This is a genomic window from Geodermatophilus sp. SYSU D00696 (assembly GCF_054050235.1).
Genome location: NZ_JBJGYY010000049.1, coordinates 1 through 26,179, shown reverse-complemented (window position 1 = coordinate 26,179; position 26,179 = coordinate 1). Strand labels below are relative to the sequence as shown.

25 protein-coding genes and 1 riboswitch are annotated in these 26,179 nt (G+C 75.2%); of the genes, 11 read left to right on the top strand and 14 right to left on the bottom strand.

Annotated features, from left to right (window positions below; all coding sequences use genetic code 11):
• Positions 1-51 precede the first annotated feature (51 nt).
• Positions 52-765, top strand: coding sequence for a hypothetical protein (locus tag ACI79O_RS21840; protein ID WP_456915190.1), 714 nt, complete (start codon positions 52-54; stop codon positions 763-765).
• A 7-nt stretch (positions 766-772) separates the two neighbouring features.
• Here ACI79O_RS21840 and ACI79O_RS21835 read toward each other — a convergent pair whose 3' ends face one another.
• Genes ACI79O_RS21835 through ACI79O_RS21820 form a run of 4 tightly spaced genes read right to left on the bottom strand, consistent with a single transcriptional unit; the run spans position 773 to position 3,801 of the window.
• Complete coding sequence (locus tag ACI79O_RS21835; protein ID WP_456915189.1) at positions 773-1,753, bottom strand: ROK family glucokinase; 981 nt, start codon at positions 1,751-1,753, stop codon at positions 773-775.
• The gene (locus ACI79O_RS21830) at positions 1,754-2,125 is read right to left on the bottom strand and encodes a hypothetical protein (protein WP_456915188.1); all 372 of its coding nucleotides are present in this window, start codon (positions 2,123-2,125) and stop codon (positions 1,754-1,756) included.
• A 4-nt stretch (positions 2,126-2,129) separates the two neighbouring features.
• Positions 2,130-3,362 carry an ArsA-related P-loop ATPase gene (locus ACI79O_RS21825; protein ID WP_456915187.1) on the bottom strand — a complete coding sequence of 411 codons (1,233 nt, stop codon included), beginning with the start codon at positions 3,360-3,362 and terminating at the stop codon, positions 2,130-2,132.
• 7 nt (positions 3,363-3,369) lie between these two features.
• On the bottom strand, positions 3,370-3,801 hold the full coding sequence (locus tag ACI79O_RS21820) for an SRPBCC family protein (RefSeq protein ID WP_456877241.1): 432 nt from the start codon (positions 3,799-3,801) through the stop codon (positions 3,370-3,372).
• Between the two features lie 215 nt (positions 3,802-4,016).
• Between ACI79O_RS21820 and ACI79O_RS21815 the strand changes: the two genes are divergently transcribed.
• Positions 4,017-5,750 carry an AMP-dependent synthetase/ligase gene (locus tag ACI79O_RS21815; RefSeq protein WP_456915193.1) on the top strand — a complete coding sequence of 578 codons (1,734 nt, stop codon included), beginning with the start codon at positions 4,017-4,019 and terminating at the stop codon, positions 5,748-5,750.
• A 70-nt stretch (positions 5,751-5,820) separates the two neighbouring features.
• Here ACI79O_RS21815 and ACI79O_RS21810 read toward each other — a convergent pair whose 3' ends face one another.
• The 5 genes from ACI79O_RS21810 to ACI79O_RS21790 form a co-directional block, all read right to left on the bottom strand.
• Positions 5,821-6,945 (bottom strand): glycosyltransferase family 4 protein, encoded by a 1,125-nt coding sequence (locus tag ACI79O_RS21810; protein WP_456892413.1) that lies wholly within the window; start codon positions 6,943-6,945, stop codon positions 5,821-5,823.
• Positions 6,942-8,213: a M48 family metallopeptidase gene (locus tag ACI79O_RS21805; protein WP_456892411.1), complete on the bottom strand. Its 1,272-nt coding sequence runs from the start codon at positions 8,211-8,213 to the stop codon at positions 6,942-6,944. Before ACI79O_RS21805 ends, ACI79O_RS21810 begins: the two co-directional genes overlap by 4 nt.
• 191 nt (positions 8,214-8,404) lie before the next feature.
• Positions 8,405-9,646 (bottom strand): NlpC/P60 family protein, encoded by a 1,242-nt coding sequence (locus tag ACI79O_RS21800; RefSeq protein ID WP_456915186.1) that lies wholly within the window; start codon positions 9,644-9,646, stop codon positions 8,405-8,407.
• Between the two features lie 16 nt (positions 9,647-9,662).
• Positions 9,663-9,841, bottom strand: a riboswitch (cyclic di-AMP (ydaO/yuaA leader).
• 160 nt (positions 9,842-10,001) lie between these two features.
• Positions 10,002-10,316 carry a hypothetical protein gene (locus ACI79O_RS21795; RefSeq protein WP_456915185.1) on the bottom strand — a complete coding sequence of 105 codons (315 nt, stop codon included), beginning with the start codon at positions 10,314-10,316 and terminating at the stop codon, positions 10,002-10,004.
• Between the two features lie 112 nt (positions 10,317-10,428).
• Positions 10,429-12,165 (bottom strand): NlpC/P60 family protein, encoded by a 1,737-nt coding sequence (locus ACI79O_RS21790; RefSeq protein ID WP_456892405.1) that lies wholly within the window; start codon positions 12,163-12,165, stop codon positions 10,429-10,431.
• A gap of 284 nt (positions 12,166-12,449) precedes the next feature.
• On the opposite strand from ACI79O_RS21790, the gene ACI79O_RS21785 reads away from it, so the two are divergent.
• Entirely contained in the window at positions 12,450-14,255 is a 1,806-nt protein-coding gene (locus ACI79O_RS21785; protein WP_456915184.1) for a DEDD exonuclease domain-containing protein, read from the top strand.
• 130 nt (positions 14,256-14,385) lie between these two features.
• A complete protein-coding gene (locus ACI79O_RS21780; RefSeq protein ID WP_456892401.1) occupies positions 14,386-14,673 on the top strand; it encodes an Lrp/AsnC family transcriptional regulator in 288 nt (95 codons plus the stop codon).
• An 85-nt stretch (positions 14,674-14,758) separates the two neighbouring features.
• Here ACI79O_RS21780 and trpD read toward each other — a convergent pair whose 3' ends face one another.
• Together trpD and ACI79O_RS21770 are read right to left on the bottom strand one after the other, a co-directional pair.
• Positions 14,759-15,817, bottom strand: a complete 1,059-nt coding sequence (gene trpD / locus ACI79O_RS21775; protein ID WP_456915183.1) for an anthranilate phosphoribosyltransferase — start codon at positions 15,815-15,817, stop codon at positions 14,759-14,761.
• On the bottom strand, positions 15,814-16,239 hold the full coding sequence (locus ACI79O_RS21770) for a hypothetical protein (RefSeq protein WP_456877232.1): 426 nt from the start codon (positions 16,237-16,239) through the stop codon (positions 15,814-15,816). Before ACI79O_RS21770 ends, trpD begins: the two co-directional genes overlap by 4 nt.
• A gap of 142 nt (positions 16,240-16,381) precedes the next feature.
• Between ACI79O_RS21770 and ctaE the strand changes: the two genes are divergently transcribed.
• From ctaE to qcrB, 4 genes are read left to right on the top strand one after another with little or no spacing between them, the layout of a single operon-like run.
• Complete coding sequence (gene ctaE, locus ACI79O_RS21765) at positions 16,382-16,996, top strand: aa3-type cytochrome oxidase subunit III (protein ID WP_281252194.1); 615 nt, start codon at positions 16,382-16,384, stop codon at positions 16,994-16,996.
• A 7-nt stretch (positions 16,997-17,003) separates the two neighbouring features.
• A complete protein-coding gene (qcrC, locus tag ACI79O_RS21760; protein WP_456892397.1) occupies positions 17,004-17,882 on the top strand; it encodes a cytochrome bc1 complex diheme cytochrome c subunit in 879 nt (292 codons plus the stop codon).
• Complete coding sequence (qcrA, locus tag ACI79O_RS21755) at positions 17,879-18,991, top strand: cytochrome bc1 complex Rieske iron-sulfur subunit (protein ID WP_456892395.1); 1,113 nt, start codon at positions 17,879-17,881, stop codon at positions 18,989-18,991. Before qcrC ends, qcrA begins: the two co-directional genes overlap by 4 nt.
• The gene (qcrB, locus tag ACI79O_RS21750) at positions 18,991-20,709 is read left to right on the top strand and encodes a cytochrome bc1 complex cytochrome b subunit (protein WP_456877229.1); all 1,719 of its coding nucleotides are present in this window, start codon (positions 18,991-18,993) and stop codon (positions 20,707-20,709) included. Before qcrA ends, qcrB begins: the two co-directional genes overlap by 1 nt.
• 219 nt (positions 20,710-20,928) lie before the next feature.
• Here qcrB and ACI79O_RS21745 read toward each other — a convergent pair whose 3' ends face one another.
• The 3 genes from ACI79O_RS21745 to ctaC form a co-directional block, all read right to left on the bottom strand.
• Entirely contained in the window at positions 20,929-21,105 is a 177-nt protein-coding gene (locus tag ACI79O_RS21745; RefSeq protein WP_456915182.1) for a hypothetical protein, read from the bottom strand.
• A gap of 730 nt (positions 21,106-21,835) precedes the next feature.
• Positions 21,836-22,240, bottom strand: a complete 405-nt coding sequence (locus tag ACI79O_RS21740; protein ID WP_456877228.1) for a cytochrome c oxidase subunit 4 — start codon at positions 22,238-22,240, stop codon at positions 21,836-21,838.
• Positions 22,241-22,291: 51 nt separating this feature from the next.
• On the bottom strand, positions 22,292-23,164 hold the full coding sequence (gene ctaC, locus ACI79O_RS21735) for an aa3-type cytochrome oxidase subunit II (RefSeq protein ID WP_456877227.1): 873 nt from the start codon (positions 23,162-23,164) through the stop codon (positions 22,292-22,294).
• A 265-nt stretch (positions 23,165-23,429) separates the two neighbouring features.
• Here ctaC and ACI79O_RS21730 point away from each other — a divergent pair, with 265 nt between their 5' ends.
• Genes ACI79O_RS21730 through asnB form a run of 3 tightly spaced genes read left to right on the top strand, consistent with a single transcriptional unit; the run spans position 23,430 to position 26,142 of the window.
• Positions 23,430-23,795, top strand: coding sequence for a metalloprotease (locus tag ACI79O_RS21730; RefSeq protein WP_456877226.1), 366 nt, complete (start codon positions 23,430-23,432; stop codon positions 23,793-23,795).
• Entirely contained in the window at positions 23,785-24,159 is a 375-nt protein-coding gene (locus tag ACI79O_RS21725; RefSeq protein WP_456892391.1) for a DUF3817 domain-containing protein, read from the top strand. Before ACI79O_RS21730 ends, ACI79O_RS21725 begins: the two co-directional genes overlap by 11 nt.
• Before the next feature lie 48 nt (positions 24,160-24,207).
• Complete coding sequence (gene asnB, locus ACI79O_RS21720) at positions 24,208-26,142, top strand: asparagine synthase (glutamine-hydrolyzing) (protein ID WP_456892389.1); 1,935 nt, start codon at positions 24,208-24,210, stop codon at positions 26,140-26,142.
• The last annotated feature ends 37 nt before the right edge of the window (positions 26,143-26,179 follow it).

Here is a 26,179-nt window from a genome sequence, read left to right as displayed (position 1 = left end):
CGTGGCCGCACCGCCCGTCCCGGCCCCGGCGTCCCCGGTGGGGCCGTCCGCGTGACCGGGCCCCGGCGCGGGCGCGGCCGGCGCGACAACGGCCTGGACGCCACCCTCTGGGCGCCGCTGCGCGACGTCGACCCGCGCGTCGGCGAGCACCTGCTCGACGTCCTGCGCGAGGCCGGCATCGCCGCCTACCTCGAGCCGGCCGCCGACGTCGGGCCCTACACCCGCACGGTGTTCCTGCCCAGCCCGCCGGCCGACCGGCTGTTCGTCGACCGGGCCCGGCTGCACGAGGGCCGGTCGCTGGTCGACCGGCACGCCGACGAGCACGCCCCCGCGGGCGGTCCGGCCGCCGAGCGGCGCGCCGCCCCCCGCGACCTCGACGAGGACGCCGAGTGGGCGAGGATCGTGGCCGCCTACGAGGCCGAGCACGGGCGCACCGTGGTCGAGGACGCCACGCCGGCGCCGGCCGGCCGGCCAGCGGACGGCCGCGGCGACGCCGTCGAGGGCCCGGCCGACGACGGGCTCGACGAGGAGCACTACGAGCCGCCGCCCGCGCCGCCGGTGCCGCTGCCCTCCCCCTCGACGCTGTACGCGGTGCTCATGGCCGCGGCCGGCGTGGTGCTGGTCGGCGCCCCCGGGATGCTGGGCCTGACCACCGACACCGGCCTGGTGCTCGGGGTGGCCGCCCTGGTCGGCAGCGCGGCGCTGTTCCTCTCCCGGATGCGCGAGCGCTCGACCGACGACGGCGACGACGGCGCGGTCGTCTAGCGCCCGGTCAGCCGGCCGTCTCCCGGGCGAGGTCGGCGGCACCGACCAGCCCGGACTGCGCGCCGAGCGCGGCGGCGACCACCCGCGGCGCGGGCCGGAACCCGCGGCCGGGCAGCACCCGCTCGAGGCGGTCGCGGGCCGGCCGCAGCACCATCTCCCCCAGCACGCTGACCCCGCCGCCGATGACGACCACGTCGGGGTCGAGGACCGCGGCGAGGTCGGCGATGCCCTGGCCGAGCCACTCGCCGACGTCGGTGACCAGCGCCAGCGCCACCGGGTCGCCGTCGGCCGCGGCCCGGGCGACGTCCTCGCCGGTCAGCCGGGACGCGTCGCCGCCGACCCGGTCGAGCAGCCGCGCGGCCGCCGCCGGGGAGCGGGTGGCCACCTCGCGGGCGGTGGTGGCCAGGGCGCTGCCGCTGGCGTACTGCTCCCAGCAGCCGCGGTTGCCGCAGGCGCACAGCCGCCCGTCCGGGACGACGCGCACGTGACCCCACTCGCCGGCCACCCCGTGCGCGCCGCGCTGCAGCCGGCCCCCGGCCACGATCCCGCCGCCGATGCCGGTGCCGAGGGTGACGCACAGCGCCAGGTCGGCCCCCTGCGCGGCACCGAACCGGTACTCGGCCCAGGCGGCGGCGTCGGCGTCGTTGCCCACCCACACCGGCCGCTGCAGGCGGGCGGCGAGGTCGCGGCGCAGCGCGGTGTGCCGCCAGGCCAGGTGGGGGCTGAACAGGACGACGTCGCCGGTGCGGTCGAACCAGCCGGCAGCGCCGACCCCGACGGCCGCGAGCTCCTCCCCGTGCCGGGTGGCGAGCTCCTCGACCACCGCGGCGATCGCGGCCTCGGTCTCGGCCACCGACGCGCTCGGCGTGGACCGGCGGGCGGTCGCCAGCACGGTGCCGTCCGGGGCGACGACGCCGCCGGCGACCTTGGTGCCGCCGACGTCGACGCCCACGGCGGGCAGCGCGGCCGTGCCGGTGCCGGGCGTCACTCAGCCGATCTCGATGTGCTGGACCGGCGGCGCCGACGGCTCCCGCGGCGCCGCGGGCCGCGGCGGTGCGGCGTCCTCCGGCGGTGCCGTGTCCTCCGGCCTCGCCGCGGGCTCCGGGTCGGGCGCCTCGGCCGCCGCGGCGGCGAACGCCCGCAGCGCGGCGGCGGCGCTGGTCAGCGCGTCGGCCAGGGCCTCGCTCACCTCGGGCCGCCGCGCGACCGCGGCCAGCTGGCACACCGGGCACCAGCGGCAGTCCCCGTCCGCGACGTGCCCGGCGCCGAGCGTGTCGGCACCCGCCCGCCCCAGGCCGTCGAGCCCGATCCCGGCCACCAGCCGCCGGGCCTGCTCGACCCAGTCGGTCCCGTCGCTCACCACGTCACCCCTCGTCCCCCGTCGTGTGCCCGCCGGTGTCGCCGCTGGCGCCGTCCCCGTCCCTGCCCGCGTCACCGCCCGTGTCCGTCGCGACCGACGCCAGCAGGTCGGGCGGCCACTGCCCCGGGTCCGGGGTGAAGCCGACCTCCAGCCGCGCACCGGCCGTCCCGGGCCCGGCGAGGCTGCCCGCGGTCACCACGCACCGGCGCAGCAGGGCGTCCAGGCGCAGCGACCGGCGGGTGCCGGCGGCGCTGACCACCAGGTCGTCCTCCCAGCGGGTCAGCGTCACGTCCGCACGCTCGGCGTAGGGCAGCGGCAGCGCCAGCCGCCAGCCGCCGTCGACGCGCTCGGGGGCGGGCGGCGCGGCCGCCGGCCCGCCCGCGGGGTCGGGGAGGTCCGGCAGCAGCGCGGCCAGCGCGTCGGCGCCGGCGGGTGCCTGCGCGGACTCGGCGACCAGCTCCAGCGGTGCGACCCCGCCCAGGTCGCGCAGCGCCGCCTGCTGCTCGGCGGCCCGGGCGGCCCACCAGCCGCCGGCGCCCGCCGGCGGGTCCGGCAGCACGCGGGCGAGCACGCCCACCGGGCGCTGCCCGTGCACGGCCAGCGCGGTCGCGGCCCGGCGCAGCGCGGCGGCGGCGCCCGGCCGCGGCGCCGCGACCAGCCGCACGGCGGTCGCGGCGGGATCGGCCAGGGGGAGGCGGTCGAGCAGGTCCTCGAGCACGGGGACGGCGGCGAGGGCGACGTCCGCGGCACCCCGCCGCAGCGTGCCGGCGCGGACGGCGGCGGTCCGCACGGCGCCGAGCATCCGCAGCCGGGGAGGCAGCGCCTGCTCCAGCCACCAGCGCAGCGCGCCCGGGAGCGCGACCAGCGCGGTCGCCGACTCCAGCGGGCCGGCGTCGAGGACCACCAGGTCGGTGTCCTCCCCGGCGCGGCCGAGGGCGGCGAGCAGGGCGATCTCCCCCGCGCCGGGCAGCGGCCCCACCGAGGTGGCCGGCGGCAGGCCGAGCTCGGGGACGACGTCCGCCAGCTGCCCGCCCCAGTCGGCCCACAGCCGCTCGAGCCCGGCCCGCGGGTCGGCCCGCACCACCTCGACGCCGTCCTGGCCGGCGACCCCGGCCGGCGGCTCCTGGCCGGTCACCAGCCGCACGCGCCGCCCGGTCCGCGCGGCGCGGACCGCGGCGGCCGCCGCGAGCGTGGTGGTGCCGGTGCCGCCGGGGCCGGTGAAGAGCAGGGTGCGCACGACGGGCTCAGCCCTCGACGCGCTTCTTGAGCTCCTTGAGCGCGGTGTCGAGGATGACCTTCTCCGCACGTCGCTTGAGCATCCCGATCATGGGCACCGCCATGTCGACGGTGAGCCGGTAGGTGACCTCGGTGCCGCCGTCGGTCCGGGTCAGCGTGTAGGAGCCGTCCTGGCGCTTCATGATCTTGCTCTGGACGAGGCTCCAGGAGACCTGCCGGTCGGCGTCCCAGGTGTAGTCCAGGACGTACTCGTCGGTGAGGACGGTGGCGTCGATGACGAAGCGCACGCGGCGGGCACGGCCGTCGGGCCCGGTCTCGAGCACCTCGACGGTGCGGGCCGCCTTCACCCACTGCGGATAGGCCTCGAAGTCGGCGATCACCGCCATGACGTCGGCCGCGGGCGCCGCGACGACGATCGACTGGGTGGACTGCTCGGCCATGGGCTGAGGCTAGCCGTTGCGGTTCCACCCGCCGGGTGGACCGCCCGGGCACGGCTACTCCCGGGTAGGTGCAGCCGGTAGATTCGGCGGGACGTGTCCCGCCGCGGGACCGCGGGCACCGGCGCCCCCGGCCGAGCGGGGAGGAAGGACCGAGCGTGCGCGAGTACAGCGTCCCGGCGACGACCGAGGTGAGCCCCGGCGCGGCCCTCACCGACATGCTGACGGAGAACGTCGAGAAGCACGGCGACGACGTCGGCCTGCGAGTACAGCGGAACGGCCGGTGGGAGGACGTCACCTGGCGCGAGTTCGGCGAGCAGGTCGCCGGCGTCGCCAAGGGCCTCGTCGCCGCGGGCGTGCAGCCCGGCGACCGGGTGGCCCTGCAGGCCAAGACCCGCTACGAGTGGCCGCTGCTCGACTTCGCCATCTGGACCGCGGGGGCAGTGACCGTCCCGGTCTACGAGACCTCCAGCCCCGACCAGGTGGCCTGGATCCTGGCCGACTCCGGCGCGGTCGCGGCGGTCGTCGAGCGGGCCGAGCACGCCGCCGCCGTCGACTCGGTCCGCGAGCAGGCCCCCGACCTCGGCCCGCTCTACGTCATCGAGGACGACGCCGTCGCCACCCTCACCGCCGCGGGCACCGGCGTCCCCGACAGCGAGCTCGCCGCCCGCCGCGCGACGGTGAACGCCGACAGCCTGGCCACCCTCATCTACACCTCGGGCACCACCGGCCGGCCCAAGGGCTGCGAGCTCACCCACGGCAACTTCCTGTTCGAGATCGACAACGGGATCACCCTGCTCCAGCGGTTCCTGGGCAAGGACGGCTCGGTGCTGCTGTTCATCCCGCTCGCGCACGTGCTCGCCCGCGTCCTGCAGGTCGGCGCGGTCAAGACCCGCACGGTCACCGGTCACACGCCCGACGTGAAGAACCTGCTCGAGGACCTCGGCGCCTTCCGGCCGTCGTTCGTCCTCGCCGTCCCGCGGGTGTTCGAGAAGGTCTACAACTCCGCGAAGGCCAAGGCGGAGGCCGACGGCAAGGGCAGGATCTTCGACCGCGCGGCGAAGGTCGCGATCGACTGGTCGCGCGCCCAGGACACCGGCGGCGCCGGCCTCGGGCTGCGGATCCAGCACGCACTGTTCGACCGGCTGGTCTACGGCAAGCTGCGCGCCGCCCTCGGCGGCCGGTGCCAGGGCGCCATCTCCGGCGGCGCGCCGCTCGGTGAGCGCCTGGGCCACTTCTTCCGCGGCATCGGCGTCACCGTCTACGAGGGCTACGGCCTGACCGAGACCACCGCGGCCGCGTCGGTCAACCACGACGACGCGCTGCGCATCGGCACCGTGGGCCGCCCGCTGCCGGGCGTGTCCTTCCGCATCGCCGACGACGGCGAGATCCTCATCCGCGGCGGCGTGGTCATGCGCGGCTACTGGCGCAACGAGCAGGCCACCGCCGAGGCGATCGATACCGAGGGCTGGTTCCACACCGGCGACATCGGCGAGATCGACGCCGACGGGTTCCTCCGCATCACCGGGCGCAAGAAGGAGATCCTGGTGACCGCCGGCGGCAAGAACGTCGCCCCGGCCGTCCTCGAGGACCGGCTGCGCGCGCACCGGCTGGTCAGCCAGTGCATCGTCGTCGGCGACCAGCGACCCTTCATCGCCGCGCTGGTCACCCTCGACGCCGAGGCCCTGCCGCTGTGGCTGGAGTCCAAGGGCAAGCCGGCCGACACCCCGATCGACCGACTGGTCGACGACCCCGACATCAGGGCCGAGCTCGACGCCGCGGTCGCCGACGCCAACAAGGCCGTGTCCCAGGCCGAGGCGATCAAGAAGTACCGCGTCCTCGCCACCGACTTCACCGAGGACAACGGGATGCTCACCCCGAGCCTGAAGCTCAAGCGCTCGGTGGTCATCAAGGAGTTCGACGCCGACGTCGAGGCGCTGTACGCGCGCTGACAAAGGACCCCTTTGCCCCCCACCACTCGCAAGCTCGCGGCGGGCCCCTGCACGGGGGCCGCCGCGGGCCTCAGGGTTCCAGCAGGCGAGTGAAGTCGGCGGCGATCGTCGCCCAGGACCAGCGCTGCTCCACCCACGCCCGCCCCGCCGCGCCCATCGCCCGGGCCCGGACGGGGTCGTCGAGCAGGCGGGTGACGGCGGCGGCCACCGCCTCCGGCGAGCGCGGGTCCCCGACGACGGTGCCGGTCTCGCCCTCGCGCACCGTCTCGGGTGCCCCGCCGGAGGTGCCCGCGACCACCGGCAGCCCGCACGCGGCGGCCTCCAGGTAGACCATGCCCAGCCCCTCGACGTCGAGGCCGCCGCGGCGGGTGCGGCAGGGCATGGCGAACACGTCGCCGGCGGCGTAGTGCTCCGGCAGCTGCGCGGGCGGCACCGGGCCGGTGAACACCACCGACGTCCCCAGCCCGCGTGCGGTCACCGCCCGCCGCAGCCGGGCCTCGTCGGGTCCCCCGCCGACCAGCAGCAGCCGGGCGCCGGGATGGCGCTCCAGCACCCGCGGCCACGCCGCCACCAGCACGTCCTGTCCCTTGCGGCGGACCAGCCGGGACACGCACACGACCACCGGGGACTCCCCCAGCCCGTGCCGGCGGCGCACCGCCGTCCCGTCGGCGGCCGGGGTGAACCGGTCGACGTCGACGCCGGGCGAGAGCTGCGCGAGCCGCGTGCGCCCGCCCAGCGCCGGCTCGAGGCGGCTGCGGGTGTAGCCGCTGATGCAGGTCAGCACGTCCAGCCCGGCGGCGATCCGCTGCATCACCTGCCGGGCGCCGGGCAGCGCCACCCAACCCGTCTCGTGCCCGTGTGTGGCGCCCACCAGGTGCCGCACGCCGGCCGCCCGCAGACCGGGCGCGAGCAGGCCCAGCGGTGCCGCCGCGCCGAAGAAGGCGGTGTCGCAGCCGTGCTCGGCGGCCAGGCCGGCCGCGGCGCGCGCGGTGGCGGGGGTAGGGAGCAGCATCGCGGTCGGGCGGCGGACCACGCGGTAGGGCAGCTGCGCGTCGTATGCCTCCCAGCCCGGGGACCGGGACGCCAGCACGACCAGCGAGTCGGGCGGGCGGCGCTCGAGCAGGGCGGCCACGAAGGTCTGGATGCCGCCCTGCCGCGGCGGGAAGTCGTTGGTGACGACGAGCGTGCGGCTCACCGGTCGCCCAGCCGCAGCCAGTCCTGGGCCATCGCCACCCGCTCTGCCGGGGTCGGGTGCGAGCCGAAGAACCACTGCCACGGCACCGGCGGGCTCGGGTCGGAGACGTTGTTCTCCGACAGCCGCCGCTGCACCGCGGTGAACGCCTGCGCGTCGCCGGTCAGGTCGAGGGCGTACAGGTCCGCGCGCGCCTCCACCTGGCGCGACACCAGGTTCTGCACCGGCGTGGCGACCAGCGAGCCCACGGCGGTCAGCAGCAGCACCAGCGGGACCACGCGCGGGTCACCCGCGGAGTCCGCGCCCGCGCGGCGCAGCAGCGCCGGCCGGGACAGCAGCCACCCCAGCAGTGCCACCGCCGCGGCCGCGCCGAGGGCGCCCAGCAGCGTGCCGGTCAGGACGTCGTCGGCGGCGACGTGCCCGAGCTCGTGGGCGACGATCGACTCGATCTCGTCGTCGGGGACGTCGGCGAGCAGGGTGTCGTAGACGACGACGCGGCGGGTGGACCCGAACCCGGACACGTAGGCGTTCAGCCGCGTCGTCCGGCGCGAGGCGTCGGCGACCAGGACGTCCTCGACCGGGTTGCCGCTCTCCTCGGCGAGCTGGAGCAGGTCGGTGCGCAGCTGTCCGGCCGGCAGCGGCTCGAAGCGGTTGAACGCCGGCTCGATGACCACCGGGTAGAGGAACGAGCCGGCCACCACGAGCCCCGCCGCGCCGGCTGCCGCCCACGCCCACCAGGTGCGCGGCGCCCGGCGGGCCAGCCACACCAGGGCGAGCAGGGTGAGCGCGGTCAGGCCGGCGTCGATGGCGGTGGAGACCGCGACGTCGCGCAGCCACAGCCCCCAGGACCGGGTCGACAGGCCGTAGCGGTGCCGCACGACCTCGCCGTAAGCCGACAGCGGCAGCGTGACCAGCCGGCCGGCGACCACCAGCGCGACCGTGCCGAGGAGCAGCGTGAGCGGCCAGCGCCCACCCACGGGACGGCCGACCGCGGTGACCAGCCGGCTGCCCAGGCGCGTGAGGCCGAGCAGCGCCGAGACGGTGAGGCCGAGCAGCAGGCCCACCAGCGAGGCGGGGCGGACCGCGGCGGCGAAGGCCTCGGCCCGGCGCACCACCTCGGCGGGCAGCCCGGCGTCGGCGCTGAGCGGCGTCGCGCCACCGGGCGGGGTGGGCAGCACCGTCCAGGGCGTCCGGACGGCGACGACGACCACGAACGCCGCACCGAGAACGAGCGCGACCAGCAGGGCGGCGCGGGAGGCGGTCCGGTTCACCCGCCCGCCCAGCTCACGCGGCCGATCCTAGGCGGACCGGCCCGCCCGGCCGCCCCGGTCCCCGGACCCGGCACCGGCCACGACGAGGGCCGGTGACCCGTGAGGGTCACCGGCCCTGGCGACGTGCTGGGTTGGCCATCCCCCAGGGGCCCGCCGCGAGCGTCCGAACGGCGGGGGGAGGGGTCCTTCCGTCAGGCGATGCGGCGCATGGCGGTGATGCCGCTCATCGAGTCGACGGACACCACCTTGACCGGCACGCCGGAGGTCGAGGCGTGCACCATCTGGCCGCCGCCGATGTACATGGAGACGTGGCTGACCGGGCTGTAGTAGAAGATCAGGTCGCCCGGCTGCAGCTCCGACCGCGAGACGGCGGTGCCCATCTGCGACTGCATCCGGCTGGAGTGCGGCAGGCTGATCCCGGCCGCCGCGTAGGCGTACTGGGTCAGGCCCGAGCAGTCGAAGGCGTTCGGCCCGCCGGCGCCCCACACGTAGGGGTCGCCCACCTGCGCCAGCGCCGTCTGCACCGCCACCTGCGCGGCGCCGCTATACCCACCCGCGGGGGCCGCCGGAGCCGGGGCGGCCGCCGCCGGAGCCGCCGCCGCCGGAGCCGCCGCGGCCGGAGCCGCCGCCGCGGGAGCCGCGGGAGCCGCAGCCGCCGGGGCGGCCGCCGCGGGAGCAGCCGCTGCGGCCGCCGCCTCGGCCGCGGCGTCGGCGGCGGCCTCGGCCTCGGCGGCGAGCGCCTGCTGCCGCGCGGCCTCGGTCAGCGCCTCGAACTGGGCCTCGTAGTCGGCGATGTCGGCCTCGAGCCGCTCCTCCTGGGCGTCGAGCTCCTCGAGCGTGGCCTCCGCATCGGCCCGGGCGGCGTCGGCCTCGCGCTGCGCCTCCTCCGCCGCGGTGGCGGCCTCGCCGACCTGCGCGAGCACGTCGGTGGTGTGGCCGGAGATGTGGTCGAGGGTGGCCAGCGAGCTGACGAACTCGTCGGCCGAGTCGCTGGTCATCAGCAGGTCCAGCTGGGCGAAGGTGTCGTTGCTGCTGGTCCAGGCACTGCGGGCGACCTGGCGGATCTGCCCGTCGAGGTCCTGCAGCCGGGAGCGGGCGTCGCCGAGGGCCCGCTCGGCGGCCTCGGCGGCGGCCTGCTGGCGGGAGAGGACCTCGCGGGCCTCGTTGACCTGCTCGCTGACCGCCTCGAGCCGGCGGCCGGCGTCGGCGGCGAGCTCGGCGGCCTGCTCGGGGGTGGCGGCCCGCTCGGGGTCGGCGACCGCGGTGCCGGGCACGAGGGCCACGGTCAGGGCGGCGGCGGTGCCGACCAGCGCGACCCGGCCGAGGAGCCGGCGCGGTGAGCGGCGGTGCGGGCCGGCGACGCGGGCGGTCGCGGGTGCGGAGGAGGTGGACTGTGCGCAGGCATGCCCCGGGCAGGGGCGGGGGGTCGCCACGGGCGGCGGCTCTCCGTTCTTCCTCAGCAACCGCCTACCGAGTTAGCTGACGGGTTCGGGCTGGGAAGACGTGCCCTATCAGGCGTGCGCCGGCGGGCCGGTGCACGCGAGAACTCACCCCAGTGCTGCGGTGGGTCCCCGGCTCACCTCGCGCGCACCCGCAGGCGGCGTCCGGTGACTCGGCGGTGACCGGCCGAGGTCACCTCGCGTCAGGTGACGACCACCCGGCCGGACGCGGTCACAGTACGGACGTGATGAGTTTGTGACAAACGGGACCCCTGCTGACTGTGAGAACACGCACAGTGAGCAGTAGCGCCCACTCCGGTGTGTACCCGTTCGGGCGTCGACCTGCGCCTCAGCCGGTGCGGCGCCGTCCGCCGGGACGCTCCCCGCGCGCCGGGCGGTGACGCAACGGAGGCACCAGGCCGACCTCCGCCAGCGCCCGCACGGCGCGCCGCTCGACGTCGTCGAACTCCACGACCACGCCCGACGGCGGGGGCACCGCGTCCCCGGCGGCCGGCCCGGTCGCCCGCGCGGCCGGGACCGGCGGCACCGGCAGCAGCACGGGCCCGGTGCCCCTCTCCGCCGGCGGCGCACCCAGCAGGACGGTGACGACGCAGTCGGCGCAGCCGGTGCCGCGCACGGTGCAGGTGTCGCAGTCGATGAGCATGGCCGTGTCCCCCCTCCGGTGCCCCGGGCCGCCCCGGGTGCCGGGCCGCGGTCGGGACGGGTCTCCCTGTCGGTTGCTCCGCACGCTAGGGACGGCCACCGACAGTCCCGGCTCAGCTGCCCGCGAACTCCCAGTGCCAGGGCTCCTCGCGGCCGTTGCCCGGGTCCGCCCAGGTGGGGTGCAGCCAGCCGAAGCGGCCGGCGTTGGCCACCATCCAGGCGTACTGCGGGGTGCCGAAGGTCTCGATGCCGCCGCACAGGTCGACCGCCAGCCCCCAGCCGTGGTTGCTCGTCCCCGGGACCGCGGCCAGGGCCGGTTTCTCGCCGTAGAGCCGGACCTGGCCGGCGTAGGTGCGGTAGGAGTCGGTGATGCAGACCGGCCGGCCGAACTCCGCCTCGAACGCCGCGCTCATCGCCCGGTAGGCCGCGGCGGCGTCGCAGCGCAGCGCGTGCCCGCCCACGCCGAGGGGGCACAGCGCGCTGGGCGGGACGAGGCCGTTGGGGTACCCGCCCCAGGCGCGGGTCCCGTCGAAGCTGGGCGGGTACACGGTGTTGCCGCACTCCACCCGCAGCGCACCGCCCGAGGGCCCCGGCGCGGCCACCTCGGGGCGAGTGCCGAGGGCCGGCCGGCCCACGTGCAGCACCTGGTCGGCGGGCAGCCGGCGGACGACGACCGCGCCGGCCCGCCCGTCGGCGGCCAGCATCGTCTCCCGGTCCAGCGCGATGCCGACGTGGCCGAGCCCCGACTCGGGCGTCCCGAGGAACACCAGGTCGCCGGGCAGCACGTCGGCCGGGTCGACCGGCACCGTGACGGCGTACAGCCCGGCCTGGTCGGCGGGCAGGTCGACGCCCGCGGCGCCGTAGACCGTGGAGACCAGCGAACCGCAGTCCCAGGAGTCCGGGCCGGCCGTCCCCGGCGCGTAGGGCTGCCCCAGCGTGTCCATCGCCGCGCTGACGGCGGCCACCGTCTCGGCGGGCAGCACCAGCAGCGACGTCGGCTCGCGCGGGAACTGGGCGGCGCCCCGCTGGGCGCCCCCCGCGGCGTCCCCGACCGGGACCAGCCCGGCCGGCAGGCCGGCCGCGGGGGCGGCCAGGGCCGAGGCCGGCGGGGACGCGACACCGGCCGCCGCGAGCTGGTCGAGGTGGGCGCGCCAGTTGGCCGCCGTCTGCCGGTTGACGTCGAGCTGCTCCTGCTGGAGGTCGGCCAGCTGCCGGTCGACGTCGCTCAGCGCGGCGTCGAGCTCGTCGGTGACCGCCGCCGCGGCGGCCTCCAGGTCGGCGACCTGGGCCGCCAGCAGGTCGGCCCGCTGCTGCGCCTCGGCCAGCGCCGCGTCCGCGGCGGCCTGCTCGGCCAGCGCCGCCCGGCGCTGCTCCTCGGCGGCGGTCACGACCGCGCCGGTGTGGTCGTCGACGGCGTCCAGGTAGCCGATCGCGGCAGCGGCGTCCCCCGGGTCCCCGCCGGAGAGCAGGACGCTCAGCGGGGACAGCGTGCCGCCGTCCCGGTAGGCCGCCGAGGCGTAGCGCGCGACGACGTCCTGCAGGCGCGCGAGCTCCGCCTCCGCCTCGGCCACCCCGGCGGAGGCGGCGTCGACGTCGGCCTGCGCGGCGGCCAGCGCCTGCTGCGCGGCCGCGACCTCGGCCTGGCGCTGCTGCAGGTCGGCCTGGACCTCGGCGGCCCGCTCCTGCAGCCGGTCGAGGGCCTCGCTGTCGAGGACCCCGCTGGTGCCCCCGGGCTGGTCGCTGGGCGCGGCGGCGGCGGGTCCGGCCGGCACCAGCGCCACCAGCACCGCCGCGGCCGTGACCAGGAACGCCGCGCGACGCCGCGGGCGCGACGCGGGGTCCAGGCGCACCGGACCACCCCCCGTGTCCACCGGACCGTGCGGTCCGCCGGGGGATCGTCGTCCGCGCCGCCGTCGTCCCGCAAGCGCTCCGCGCGCCCCTCCTCCGTCCGGGTCCCCGCGCCCGGCGCGTCGCGCGGCGCGTCGTCGACGACGGGCGCCGGCGGACCCGCCTCCCCGGGACTGTCCGACCCCCGGCCTACCGTCCCGCCGTGCTCTTCCCCGCCGACGGCGCCGGGTCCCGGTCGCCGCGACACGCACACGCACCCGCCCACGGCGACCGCCCGCTCCCCCTCGTGCGGCCGGCCCCCCACGAGCCGGTCCCCGCCGTCCAGACGACCATCGACGAGCTCGGGACCCCGCTGGCCGGCGTCACGTTCGTCGTCGTCGACCTGGAGACCACCGGCGGGTCGCCGAAGGACAGCGCGATCACCGAGATCGGCGCGGTCAAGGTGCGCGGCGGCGAGGTGCTCGGGGAGTTCCAGACGCTGGTCGACCCCGGCTGCGAGGTGCCGCCCTACATCAGCGTCCTCACCGGCATCACGACGGCGATGGTGGCCACCGCCCCGCGCATCGAGGCGGTGCTGCCGGCCTTCCTCGAGTTCGCCCGCGGCGCCGTGCTGGTCGCGCACAACGCCCCCTTCGACCTGGGCTTCCTCAAGGCGGCCTGCCAGCAGACCGGCACGGCGTGGCCCGCGGCCGTCTCGGTCGACACCGCCGTCCTCGCCCGCCGGCTGCTCTCCCGCGACGAGGTGCCCAACTGCAAGCTGGCCACGCTCGCGCCGTACTTCTCCGCCGCGACCACCCCGTGCCACCGCGCGCTCGACGACGCCCGCGCCACCGTCGACGTGCTGCACGGCCTGTTCGAGCGGCTCGGCCCGCTCGGCGTCACGTCGCTGGAGGAGCTCACCGGCCTGACCCGCCAGGTCGACCCGGAACGGCGTCGCAAGCGCCACCTCGCCGACTCGGTCCCCCCCGGCCCCGGCGTCTACGTCTTCCGCGGCCCGCGCGACGAGCCGCTCTACGTCGGCACCAGCAACGACCTGCGCACCCGGGTGCGCAGCTACTTCACCTCCGGCGAGCAGCGCAGCCGGATGACCGAGATGGTCGCGCTGGCCCAGCGGGTCGACGCCGTGCCGTGCGCGCACGACCTCGAGGCCGCCGTCCGCGAACTGCGGCTGATCGCCGAGCACAAGCCGCGCTACAACCGGCGCTCGCGCTTCCCCGAGCGGGCGCTGTGGTTGCGGCTGACCGAGGAGCCCTTCCCGCGGCTGTCGGCGGTCCGGCGGGTGCGCCCCGGGGCCGGCGTCTTCCTCGGGCCCTTCGCCGACCGCCGGGCCGCGGACATGGCGATGGCGGCCATCCACGAGTCGCTGCCGCTGCGGCAGTGCACCGCCCGCCTCTCCCCCCGGGTGCACACCACGGCCTGCGCGCTGTCCGGGATGGGCCGCTGCGGCGCCCCGTGCACCGGCGCCCAGTCGATCGAGGAGTACGCGCTCGTCGCCGACGTGCTGCGCGGCGCGGTGGCCGGTGACCCGCGCGCCCTGGTGGAGCCGCTGCTCGACCGCGTCGACCGGCTCGCCGCCGAGGAGCGCTACGAGGACGCCGCCGTGCTGCGCGACCGGATCGCGGTCCTGGTGCGCGCCGTCCGCCGGCGCCAACGGCTGGAGACACTGGCCGCCGTCGCGGAGTTCGTGCTCGCCCGGCCCGACGGCGCCGGCGGCTGGCACCTGACGGTGGTGCGCCGCGGCCGGCTGGTGTCGGCCGGCTGCGCCCCGCGCGGGACCTCGGTGCGCGACGCGCTGGCCGGCCTGCGGGCCACCGCGGAGACGGTGCCGGGCGCCGATGGTGAACTCGCGGCCTCGGTCGACGAGACGGAACTGGTGCTGCGCTGGATGGAGAAGCCGGGCACCCGGCTGGTCGAGGTCGACGGCACCCTGGCCTGCGCGGCGCCGGGCACCGGGGGCTTCAGCGGCTTCCTCGCACGGGTGGAGGCCGGCCGGGCGCTGCGCGACCCGTTCGCCGACGGCCGCCAGCTGGGCACCCGGGCCCGCCCCGAGCGCGTCGTCGCAGTCGCGTCGGCCACCGGCGGCCCGGGGTGACGTGCCGGAACGGCCCCGCTGCAGGGCCCGCCACGAGCCGGTGACGTGCTGGAACGCCCTCCCGCAGGGACCCGCGCCGAGCGGAGCGAGGCGCGGGGGGCAGGAGGGTCCTTCAACTAGCATCCCCGGCGTGATCACCGCCATCGTGATGGTCGACGCCGCCACCGACGCGATCCCCGAGGTCGCGGCCGCGATCGCCGACCTCGACGGCGTCAGCGAGGTGTACTCGACCGCCGGGGAGGTCGACCTCATCGCGATCGTGCGGGTCCGCGAGTTCGACCAGGTCGCCGAGGTCATCGCCGGGCGCATCAACAAGGTGCCGGGGGTCCTCGAGACCGAGACCCACATCGCGTTCCGCGCCTACTCGCGGCACGACCTGGAGGCGGCGTTCTCCGTGGGCCTCGAGGGCGGCGCCTGAGGAAGGACCACCCTCCTCCCCACGCCTCGCTCCGCTCGGCGCGGGCCCCTGGAGGGCGGCCGTTCCAGCACCTCGCGACGGGAGCTCAGCCCCCCGCAGCCTCGCGGCTGACCGCGATCCAGCGCTCGAGCAGCGCGGCGGCGCGGCCGTCGTCGACGGCGGCCGCGGCCCGCTCCGCCCCGGCCGCGAGCGCGGCGGTCAGCTCGCCGCCGCGCTCGTCGAAGGCGGCGAGTGCCGCGGCGGCGTTGAGCAGGACGGCGTCGCGCACCGCGCCCGTCTCACCGCCGAGCACCCGCCGGAAGACCTCGGCGTTGTGTCCCGGGTCCCCGCCGCGCAGCGCGTCGGGACCGGCGGGGGCGATGCCCAGCTCGGCCGGGTCGACCGCACCGGCGGTCACCGCGCCGTCGCGCGCCACCCACACCCGCGACGTCGTCGCGGTGGTCAGCTCGTCGAGGCCGTCGTCGCCGCGGAAGACCAGCGCCCGGCCGCCGCGGCCGGCCACCACCGCGGCCAGCACCGGCGCCATCCGGACGTCGGCGCAGCCGATCGCCGCGGCCACCGGCCGGGCGGGGTTGGTCAGCGGGCCGAGGAAGTTGAACACCGTGCCGATGCCCATCTCGCGCCGCGGCGCCGCGGTGTGCCGGTAGCCGGGGTGGAAGACCGGCGCGAAGAAGAAGCCGATGCCCGCCTCCCGCACGCAGCGGGCCACCGCCTCGGCGGGCAGGTCGATGACCACGCCCAGCGCCTCGAGCACGTCGGCGGCACCCGACGACGACGAGGCGGCCCGGTTGCCGTGCTTGGCCACCGGCACCCCGGCGGCCGCGGTGACGACGGCGGCCATCGTGGAGATGTTGACGGTGTGCGCGCCGTCGCCGCCGGTGCCCACGACGTCGACGGTCGCCAGCGGCAGGTCGACCGGCGTGGCCCGTTCGAGCATGGTCGTGGCCAGCCCTGCCACCTCGGCCGGCGCCTCGCCCTTGGCCCGGAGCGCCACCGCGAACCCGGCGATCTGCGCGGGCGTCGCCTCGCCGCTCATGACCTCGCGCATCGCCCACGCCGTGTCGTCGGCGGTGAGGTCGGTGCCGGCGAGCAGGCGCGTCAGCAGGCCGGGCCACGTGGGTCCGGCGGCGGGGCGCACGGTCACCGGCGGGCGGGACGGCGCTGCGGTCCGCGGGCGGCGTGCTCGCGCAGCAGCCCGGCGACGACCTGCGGGGCGGTGAGCGGGTCGACCGGCAGGGCCAGCGTGGCGTCGGCCTGGGACCAGTGGGCCAGCCAGCGGTCGGGCTGGCGGGCGATGAGGACGCAGATCGCCGGGCGGTCGGCGACCTCGACGACCAGCTGCCGCGACAGCGACAGCCCGCCGGTCGGCTGCGCCTCCCCGTCGAGCAGGACGAGGTCCACGCCGCCGCCGTCGACGGTGGCGACGACGTCCTCGCCGGTCGCGCACTCGATCCAGGTCAGCGGACCGACGTCGGGTGCCGGGCGCCGGCCGACGGCGGTCCGGACGGCCTCGCGGACCTCGGGCCGGGAGCTGTAGACGAGGACGGTGGCCGGCGCGTCGATCACGCCCGTCAGCCTAGTGCCCGGGCCCTGCCGACCCGGGCGGCGCGACGCCCGTCCGGGGGACGGTCTCGGCCTGGTCACGGCGCAGGCACGCCGTGCCACCCACGGTCGGTGCGTGTCGCCGGGCGATGCCATGATGGGCGTCGTGACAACGGCCCCCGTGGCGAGCAGCACCTTCGACACCTCGCGGGTGCACTCCCTGACCCGACCGAACATGGTCAGCGTCGGCACGATCATCTGGCTCTCCAGCGAGCTGATGTTCTTCGCCGGGCTGTTCGCCATGTACTTCACCGCGCGCGCCCGCGCGACCGAGGGCTGGCCTCCGGAACCGACCGAGCTCAACCTCCCGTACGCGCTGTTCTTCACGCTGATCCTGGTGGCCTCCTCGGTCACCTGCCAGATCGGCGTCTTCGCGGCGGAGAGCGGCAACGTCTACGGCCTGCGCCGGTGGTTCACGATCACCTTCGTCATGGGCCTGGTCTTCGTCCTGGCCCAGTTCAACGAGTACCGGGTGCTGGTGACCGAGCACGGGACGTCGATCTCGAGCTCGACCTACGGCTCGGTCTTCTACCTGACGACCGGCTTCCACGCGCTGCACGTCATCGGTGGCCTGGTCGCGTTCGTCTACGTGCTCATCCGGTCCACCATGGGCCGGTTCACGCCGGCACAGGCGACCTCGGCCATCGTGGTCTCCTACTACTGGCACTTCGTCGACGTCGTGTGGGTCGGGCTCTTCGCCACGATCTACCTGATCCGCTAGGGAACCGGTGTCCACCACGAACCCGCAGTCCGACACCCAGCCCGGGGAGGGCGCGCGCCGGTCCCGCTGGTCGCGCCGTCCGGCCGAGGGCACCCCGGCCGCCGCGGCCCGCGCCCGCCGCCGCTCCAAGCAGAAGCGCCGGCTGGCCAACGTCGCCACCCTGATGGCCGGCCTGGTGCTCACCGGCGCCCTGTACTCCACCCTCGCCCCCGGCGCCTCCGCCGCGCCCGAGGGCAGCGAGTCCAGCGCCGAGGCCGCCGGCCGCGAGCTGTACGAGCGCAGCTGCATCAGCTGCCACGGCGAGAACCTCGAGGGCGTGCCCAACCGCGGCCCGTCGCTGATCGGCGTCGGCGAGGCGGCCGTCTACTTCCAGGTCCACACCGGCCGCATGCCGCTGGTGCGCCAGGACGCGCAGGCCCCCGACAAGCCGGCGATCTTCTCCGACGAGGAGATCGACCAGCTCATGGCCTACGTCCAGGCCAACGGCGGCGGTCCCACGCTGCCCTCCGGCGACCTGCGCGACGGTGACCTGGCCGCCGGCGGCGAGCTGTTCCGGCTCAACTGCGCGTCCTGCCACAACTTCGTCGGCGAGGGCGGCGCGCTCTCCTCGGGCAAGTACGCCCCCAGCCTCGAGGACTCCAACGACCTCGAGATCTACACGGCGATGCTGTCCGGCCCGGAGAACATGCCGGTCTTCGGGGACAACCAGCTCACCTCCGAGGACAAGCGCGCGATCATCAACTACATCCAGACGATCACCGACATGCCCGATCCGGGCGGCGCCGGCATCGGCCGCATCGGGCCGGTCAGCGAGGGCGTCGTCATCTGGGTCGTCGGCATCTCGGTGCTGCTGTTCGGGATCTTCTGGATGGGGAGCAAGGCGTGACCACGCACGACACCCGCCCCGGTAGCACCGGCGGCGCGGACACCCCCGGCCCGCTCCACGGCGGCCCGGACGACGACTGGACCCCCGAGCAGCTCGCCGCGCTCCGCCGCGAGGAGCTCGACCGGCTCGGGGCGCGCTACGACGGCGTCGAGGTCCTGCACGTCGAGCCCGGCCCCGCGCCCGGCTCGGCGGTGGAGAAGCGCGCGGTCCGCCAGGTCGGGCTCACCTTCGCTCTGGCCGGCCTGTCCGCCTTCGGCTTCTGCGTCGTCTACGCCGGCGCCGGCTGGTTCCTGCCCGACTGGCAGTGGGAGCTGGGCGGCACCACCTTCAGCACGCTCTACACCCCGCTGCTGGGCCTGCTGATGGGCCTGGCGTTCACCTTCTTCGGCGTCGGCCTGGTGCTCTACACGAAGAAGCTGCTGCCGCACGAGACCGCGGTGCAGGACAAGCACGACGGGTCGCACTTCGACCGGGTGACCACCGGGGCCACGCTGGTCGGCGGCCTGCACAACTCCGGCCTGGCGCGGCGCAAGCTGATCACCCGCTCGCTGGTGTTCATGGGCGGCGGCCTGGGGCTGATGCTCCTGGCGCCGCTCGGCGGGCTGATCAAGAACCCCAACCGCGGCAACCCGCTGGGTACCACCGAGTGGGCCGAGGGCGTCCGGCTGGTCCGCGACGACGGCACCCCGATCCGCCCCGGCGACCAGGTGCCCGGCTCGCTGGAGACCGTGTTCCCGGCCGTCCCCGGCGGCAACCGGCTCTCCGACGCGGCCACCATGCTCATCCGGCTGCGCCCCTCGCAGCAGGCGGAGGCGGTGCCGCGCGCGGGGCAGGAGGACTTCGGCTACGGCGACTACGTCGCCTACTCCAAGATCTGCACGCACGCCGGCTGCCCGGTGTCGCTGTACGAGCAGGAGACCAGCCGCATCCTCTGCCCCTGCCACCAGTCGCAGTTCGACGTCACGCAGGGCGCGAAGCCCGTGTTCGGGCCTGCCACCCGCTCCCTGCCGCAGCTGCCGATCACGGTCGACGACGAGGGCTTCTTCGTCGCGCGCAGCGACTACATTGAGGCCGTGGGTCCCACTTACTGGAACCGGGAGCGCATCTGATGGCTCGCACCGCCACCGCCCCCGGAGCGCCCAAGACGCTCGCGGGCCGGGCCGCTCTCGAGGTCGACGACCGGCTCATCGTGGCCGGTCCGCTCCGCCGGACGCTGAACAAGGTCTTCCCCGACCACTGGTCGTTCCTGCTCGGGGAGATCGCGCTCTACTCGTTCATCATCCTGCTGCTCACCGGCACGTACCTGACGTTCTTCTTCCAGGCCTCGATGACCGAGGTCACCTACGACGGCTCGTACGCGCCGCTGCGCGGGGTCGAGATGTCGATCGCCTACGCCTCGACGCTCGACATCTCCTTCGACGTCCGCGGTGGCCTGCTCATGCGGCAGATCCACCACTGGGCCGCGCTGCTGTTCATGGCGGCGATCGTCTGCCACATGCTGCGGATCTTCTTCACCGGCGCCTTTCGCCGGCCGCGCGAGACCAACTGGCTCATCGGTGTCGCGCTGCTGATCCTCGGCATCTTCGAGGGCTTCGCCGGCTACTCGATGCCCGACGACCTGCTCTCGGGCACCGGCCTGCGGATCATGTCGGCGATCATCCTGTCGATCCCGGTCATCGGCACCTGGGCCCACTGGGCGGTCTTCGGCGGTGACTACGTCGGCGACCTGATCGTCGGGCGGCTCTACATCGCCCACGTGCTCCTCATCCCGGCGATCATCCTGGCGCTGATCGCGCTGCACCTGCTGATCCTGGTCAAGCAGAAGCACACCCAGTTCCCCGGCCCGGGCCGCACGGAGCACAACGTCGTCGGCAACCGTCTCTTCCCGACCTTCGCCGGGAAGGCCACCGGGCTGCTGCTCGTCGTCTTCGGCGTCTGCGCCGCGCTCGGTGGCCTGGTGCAGATCAACCCGGTGTGGCTGTGGGGCCCGTACAACCCCGCGCAGGTGTCGGCCGCGTCGCAGCCCGACTGGTACGTCATGTTCCTCGACGGGTCGACCCGTCTGTTCCCGGCGTGGGACATCTACCTGCCGGGCAACTACAACATCCCGGCGCTGTTCTGGCCGACGGTGGTGCTCCCCGGCATCATCTTCACGCTCCTGCTGGCCTACCCCGTGCTCGAGCGGAAGCTGACCGGCGACACCGCGTCGCACCACCTGCTGCAGCGCCCGCGCGACGTCCCCGTGCGGACCTCGCTCGGCATGATGGCGATCGCCTTCTACGTGGTGCTGCTGCTCTCGGGCGCCAACGACGTCATCGCCGACAAGTTCGACATCAGCCTCAACGCGATGACGTGGATCGGCCGCATCGGCCTGATCATCCTGCCGCCGATCGCCTACGTGATCACCTACCGGATCTGCCTGGGTCTCCAGCAGCACGACCGCGAGGTGCTCGAGCACGGCATCGAGACCGGTGTCATCCGCCGGCTGCCGCACGGTGAGTTCATCGAGGTGCACCAGCCGCTCGGCCCGGTCGACGAGCACGGCCACGGCCAGCTCGCCTACGGCGGCGCCCCGGTGCCGAAGAAGATGAACCAGGTCGGCGGCGCCCGCCGCGCGATCCGCGGGTTCTTCTCCCCCATCGAGGAGCCCACGGCGGTCGAGCTCGAGCAGCGCGGCGAGGAGCGGGGCCTGGCCTCGGCCGACCCACACCGCGAGCTGACCACCAGCGGCCGTCCCACCGAGGGTGGCCGCCCGTCCGAGGGCGGTCGTCCGTCGGAGGGTGGTCGTCCGTCCGAGGGTGGCCGGCCACAGGAGCCGCGCGACTAGCGAGGACCCCAACACACACAGGGCCCCGGTGGAACTCCACCGGGGCCCTGTGTGTGTTTTCCCCCGGGCGCCGCCGCTTCACCAGCGGGGCACGTGCTGGCCGGCCGGGACCGGCCCGTCCCCCGACTCCGCAGGACGCCGCGGAGACCGCGGGCGAGACCGACCGACCACGTCATCTGCGACCGTCGGTAGCCGGCGCTACTCGCCAGGGCCGACACGTCACGAGGCGACCCGGCGGACGGGGACCGAGCCGAGAACTGCACCCGACGCGTCCAGCGCCGCGATCCCGGGAGGTTCCCGCGCCCAGACGACGACCGCGCAGCCGTGGCCGGCGACCGGCACGAGCCGGGTGTCGACGCGCAGGACGAAGACCTCCTCAGCCAGGCGCAGTTCCACCCCCGAGACCCAGCCGACCGTGCGCCAGCCGAGCCGATCGCTCGTCGTCCGCGCGGTTCCACCGTGACCGTGGTTCACCGCCGCGCCTCCCAGGTCAGCGAGTCGCGGACGGGCCTTCGCCGCCTCCTCCCCGGGCCCACCTCCGCCCCCGAGCACTCGCCAACCGCCCTCGGTCAGCTCCAGAGTGTGGGCGTCGAGCAACGGGACGCCGCTGACGCCTCGACGCAGGAACATCGTGGCGGCGACGTCGCCGTCTCGATCCACAGCCAGGGGCACGTGCCGGACGCGACGGCTCAGACGCGCGCCGCTGGGACGCGGAGCGCCCTCGAGCAGTCTCACGCTCTCGGCCAGGACGTCGTAGCTCACGTCACCGACGCTACGTGCGTCGTCAGTCTCGAGCGGCATCTCACCCTCTCCGTGAGGGGGCCTGTCGCTCAGCACGGCAGACGGAGGTGAGCGCGGGCCGTCGCCAGCCTCACCCACCTCTGCGGGCGTTCTCCGCTCATTGCCGGTGCTACAGGACCCGCCATGGCCGGACAACACCGGCAGAGCAGCCGGGCTCGCCCACCTGGCTGCACCCGCGCCGTCCGCCTCGGTCCGGTGGCGCCGACAGGCGTTCCCTGCAGGCCGGCGCCGCTGCGACCGGCACCGCGGAGCGCGGGACGACCTCCCGCACACGCACGAGGGCCCTCCCCCGCGGTGCGGGAGAGGGCCCTCGGGAGGCGTGACGTCAGCTGGACTGCGCGTTCTGCCCCACGTAGTACTCGAACAGCAGACCGCCGATGGTGATCAGCAGGGCGACCACGCCGATCGCCATCAGCCAGTAGTACCAGAACGCCATGGCCAGGCCCGTGACGGCGGCACTGCACGCGATGGCGAAGGGCCAGTAGCTGGCCGGGCTGAAGAAGCCGAGCTCACCGGCGCCCTCGGCGATGTCGGCGTCCTTCCGGTCCTCGGGCCGGGCGTCGATGCGCCGAGAGATGAACCAGAAGAAGCCACCGATCAGGCCGGTGAGACCGCCGGACAGGATCAGAGCGGTCGTGCCGATCGGCTCGCGCGCCCAGAAGCCGTAGACGGCCGCCGTGACGATGCAGAAGACCGCGATGAGGTTGAAGATGAGCGCCTCGACCTTCACGGTCGTCCTCCCTGCGCAGCGTCGGTGCGGTGGTCGTTGCCGCCGGTCACGTCAGTCGACCGCCTGCTGGTAGTACCCGTCGCCCACGCGGAACGGGCGGGTCGTGGTGGCCTCGCCGTCCTGGCCGATGCTCTCCAGGGCCTCGCGGGTGGTCTGGCCGTCCTCCCGGGCGGCCAGGTAGGCCTCGTAGTCCTCGGCGCTGACCACGCGGACCTCGAAGTTCATGTAGGCGTGGTAGGTCCCGCACAGCTCGGCGCAGCGGCCGACGTAGGAGCCCTCCTCGTTGGCGCGCACCTCGAAGACGTTGTCGCGGCCGTTCTCGTTGCCCGGGATCACATCGAGCTTGAAGAGGAACTCCGGCACCCAGAACGAGTGGATGACGTCGGCGGAGGCCACCTCGAAGCGGACGTCCTGGTCGACCGGCATGACCAGGATCGGGATCTCGTCGGTGGAGCCGACGGTGTTCACCGGCTCGCCGTCGTCACCGGTGGTCTCGGGGTAGACGAACTGCCAGTTCCACTTGAAGGCGTTGACGGCGATCGTCGTGTCCGGGTCGTCGCTGCGCTCCTGGACGTCGTTCTGCACCGAGACGGTGAAGAAGAACAGGACCGCGATGATGACGAACGGGACGATCGAGTACACGATCTCCAGCGGCAGGTTGTAGGCCGTCTGCCGCGGCAGCTCGTCGCTCCGCTTCCGGTGGAAGATCACCGACCAGATGATCAGCCCCCACACCAGGAAGCCGACGATGAGCGCGGCGATCACCGACCCTGTCCACAGCTCGCGGATCTGGGTGGCTTCCTCCGTGACGCCCTCGGGGAAACCGAACCGCCAGAACTCGTTGTTGAGGCTGCACCCGGTGAGGGTGAGCACCCCCAGGAGACCGAGCGCGGCGACCCGCGCGAGCCTGCTGCGTCGAGCCACTGCCCGCTGCCTCCTCGTCCTCCGCCCGCGTGCCGGACGGCTCTGCCGGCGCGGCCTCGGGTGGGCGCCCCACCACGGCCTTCGCGCCTGACGTCAGTCTGAGCCGAGACTAGCCGACCGCGCGAGACGGCCGGTGACCGGAGACCGGAGACCGGCGGGTCGCCCGGGGCGGCCGGGACGGCGGTGACCAGACCCACTCCCGCCGGGCCGTCCAGGTCCCGGTCGGGCCGCCGAAGGGCCCGTCCGGGCGGTTAGAGTCGGGAGCGTGTGGACGCGGCTGCTGACCCCGAGGTGGGTGCTGCTGCACCTGCTGGTCGCCGCGCTGTTCGTGGCCACCTTCTTCCTCGGCTTCTGGCAGCTGGGCAAGGCCGAGAACGGCGGCGGCGCGGTCAACTGGAGCTACGCGCTGCAGTGGCCGCTGTACGGCTTCATGGGCCTGTGGTTCTACGTGCGCATGGTGCGCGAGGAGCTGCGCCGCGACCCCGACGAGGACGAGCCGGGCAGCGCCGTCGTCCTGTACCAGCGGCCGCGGATCGACACCAGCGGCGACCCGGAGCTGGCCGCCTACAACGCCTACCTGGCCGAGCTCAACGAGCGCGCGCTGGGTCAACGGGGTCCCGGTGGCCGCTGAGCGCACGGCGCCGTCGCCCCGGCTCCCCCGGGCCCTGGCCCGCCGGGTCGGCAAGGACGTCCCCGCCGCCCTGACGCGGTACCGGGTGATGGCCTGGATCGTCGGCGTGCTGCTCGCCGTGCTGTTCTTCGTGGCGGTCCCGCTCAAGTACCGCGCGGGCCTCGACGGGCCGGTCGCGGTCATCGGCACCGCCCACGGCTGGCTCTATGCCATCTTCTTCCTGACCGCCTGCGACCTGGCACTGCGCGCCCGGTGGACCCTCCGCGGCACCGTCCTGGTGCTGGTCGCCGGCACCGTCCCGATCCTGTCCTTCGTCGCCGAGCGCATCGCCACCCGCAAGACCCGCGCCGGCGAGCGCCTCTGACCCCGTCCCGGCACCCGCCGGACACGATCTCCCGGGAGACCTGCGCCCATGTGCGGCCTGCTGGCCTACCTCTCCACCGACGCCCCCCGGGTCTCCGGGACCCACGTCGACGACGTCCGCGAGGCGCTGCACTGCCTGCACCACCGCGGCCCCGACGACACCGCCGTGTGGTCCGACGAGAACGTCGTCCTGGGCTTCAACCGGCTGTCGATCATCGACGTCGAGGGCAGCCCGCAGCCGCTGCCCTACGCCGGTGACCGCTACCGGATCCTGTTCAACGGCGAGATCTACAACTACGTCGAGCTCCGCGAGGAACTGCAGGCGGCCGGCGCCCCGCTGGCCACGCACGGCGACACCGAGACGATCGTGGCGGGCTACCACCTGTGGGGCCAGGACGTCGTCCGGCGGCTGCGCGGGATGTTCTCCTTCGTCATCTGGGACACCCACACCCGCACCGCTTTCGGCGCCCGCGACCCGTTCGGCATCAAGCCGCTGTTCACCGCTCGCCTCGCCGACGGCGGCCTGGTCTTCAGCTCGGAGAAGAAGGCGCTGCTGCAGCTGCTGGGCGGCAGTGCGGCCGCGGGCGGCGTCGACCCGGCGTCGCTGCAGCACTACCTGACCCTGCAGTACGTGCCCGAGCCCGCGACCCTGCACCGCGGCATCCGGCGGATCGAGAGCGGCACCAGCTTCACCGTCGTCGACGGCGAGCTGTCCACCAGCCGCTACTTCCACCCGGCCTGGAAGCCGCAGCCGGTGCCCGCCGGCCGGGAGCAGGAGCTCTACGACCGCATCGCCGCCGTGCTCGACGAGTCGGTGGCCAAGCACATGCGCGCCGACGTCACCGTCGGGTCGTTCCTGTCCAGCGGCATCGACTCGACCGCGATCGCAGCGCTGGCGCACCGCTACAACCCCGACCTGATGACCTTCACCGTCGGCTTCCGCCGGCAGGCGCAGTCGGAGATCGAGATCGCCGCGGAGTCCGCGTCGATCCTCGGCGTCGAGCACGTGCCGGTGGAGGTCACCGCCGAGGAGTTCGCCGCGGCCATCCCCGAGGTGGTCTGGTACCTCGACGACCCGGTCGCCGACCCCGCGCTCGTGCCGCTGTACTTCGTGGCCCGCGAGGCCCGCAAGCACGTCAAGGTGGTGCTCTCCGGGGAGGGCGCCGACGAGCTGTTCGGCGGCTACACGATCTACCGCGAGCCGATCAGCCTGGCCTGGGCGTCGGGGCTGCCGGCGGCCGGCCGCCGGGCGATGGCCCGGATCGCCGATCTGCTGCCCGAGGGCGTCCGCGGGCAGGACCTGCTCCGCCGGGCGTCGACCCCGCTCGAGCAGCGGTACTACGGCAACGCCCGCAACATGCGCGACGACGAGCTGGCCGCCCTGCTGCCCGGCCGCGACCCCGACCTGTCGCACGTCGCGGTCACCGAGGACCTGTACCGGCGCACCCGCGAGGCCGGCTACGACGACGTGACGGCGATGCAGTACGTCGACCTGTTCACCTGGCTGCGCGGCGACATCCTGGTCAAGGCCGACAAGATGACCATGGCCAACTCGCTGGAGCTGCGGGTGCCCTTCCTCGACCCCGAGGTGTTCGCGATCGCGAGCTCCCTGCCGGTCGAGCAGCGGGTGCCGCGCCGCGGGGACGCCACCAAGTACGCGCTGCGCCAGGCGATGCGGCAGATCGTCCCGCCGCGGATCATGAACCGGCGCAAGCTCGGCTTCCCCGTCCCGACCGCGGAGTTCCTCGCCGGCCCGCTGCACGAGTGGGCCCGCGACGTCGTGGTCTCGAGCCAGACGCAGCAGTGGCTCGACCGCGACGTCGTCCTCGGCCTGCTCGACCGGCTGCGCACCGAGGAGGTGCCGAGCAAGCGGATCGCCCGTCAGCTGTGGTCGGTGCTGGTCTTCATGGTGTGGCACGGGATCTTCGTCGAGGACCGGATCGTCGTCGACGTCCCCGAGACCGTCTACCCGGTCAAGCTCTAGGAAGCAGAACGGCGCCCGTCCCCTCGAGGGGACGGGC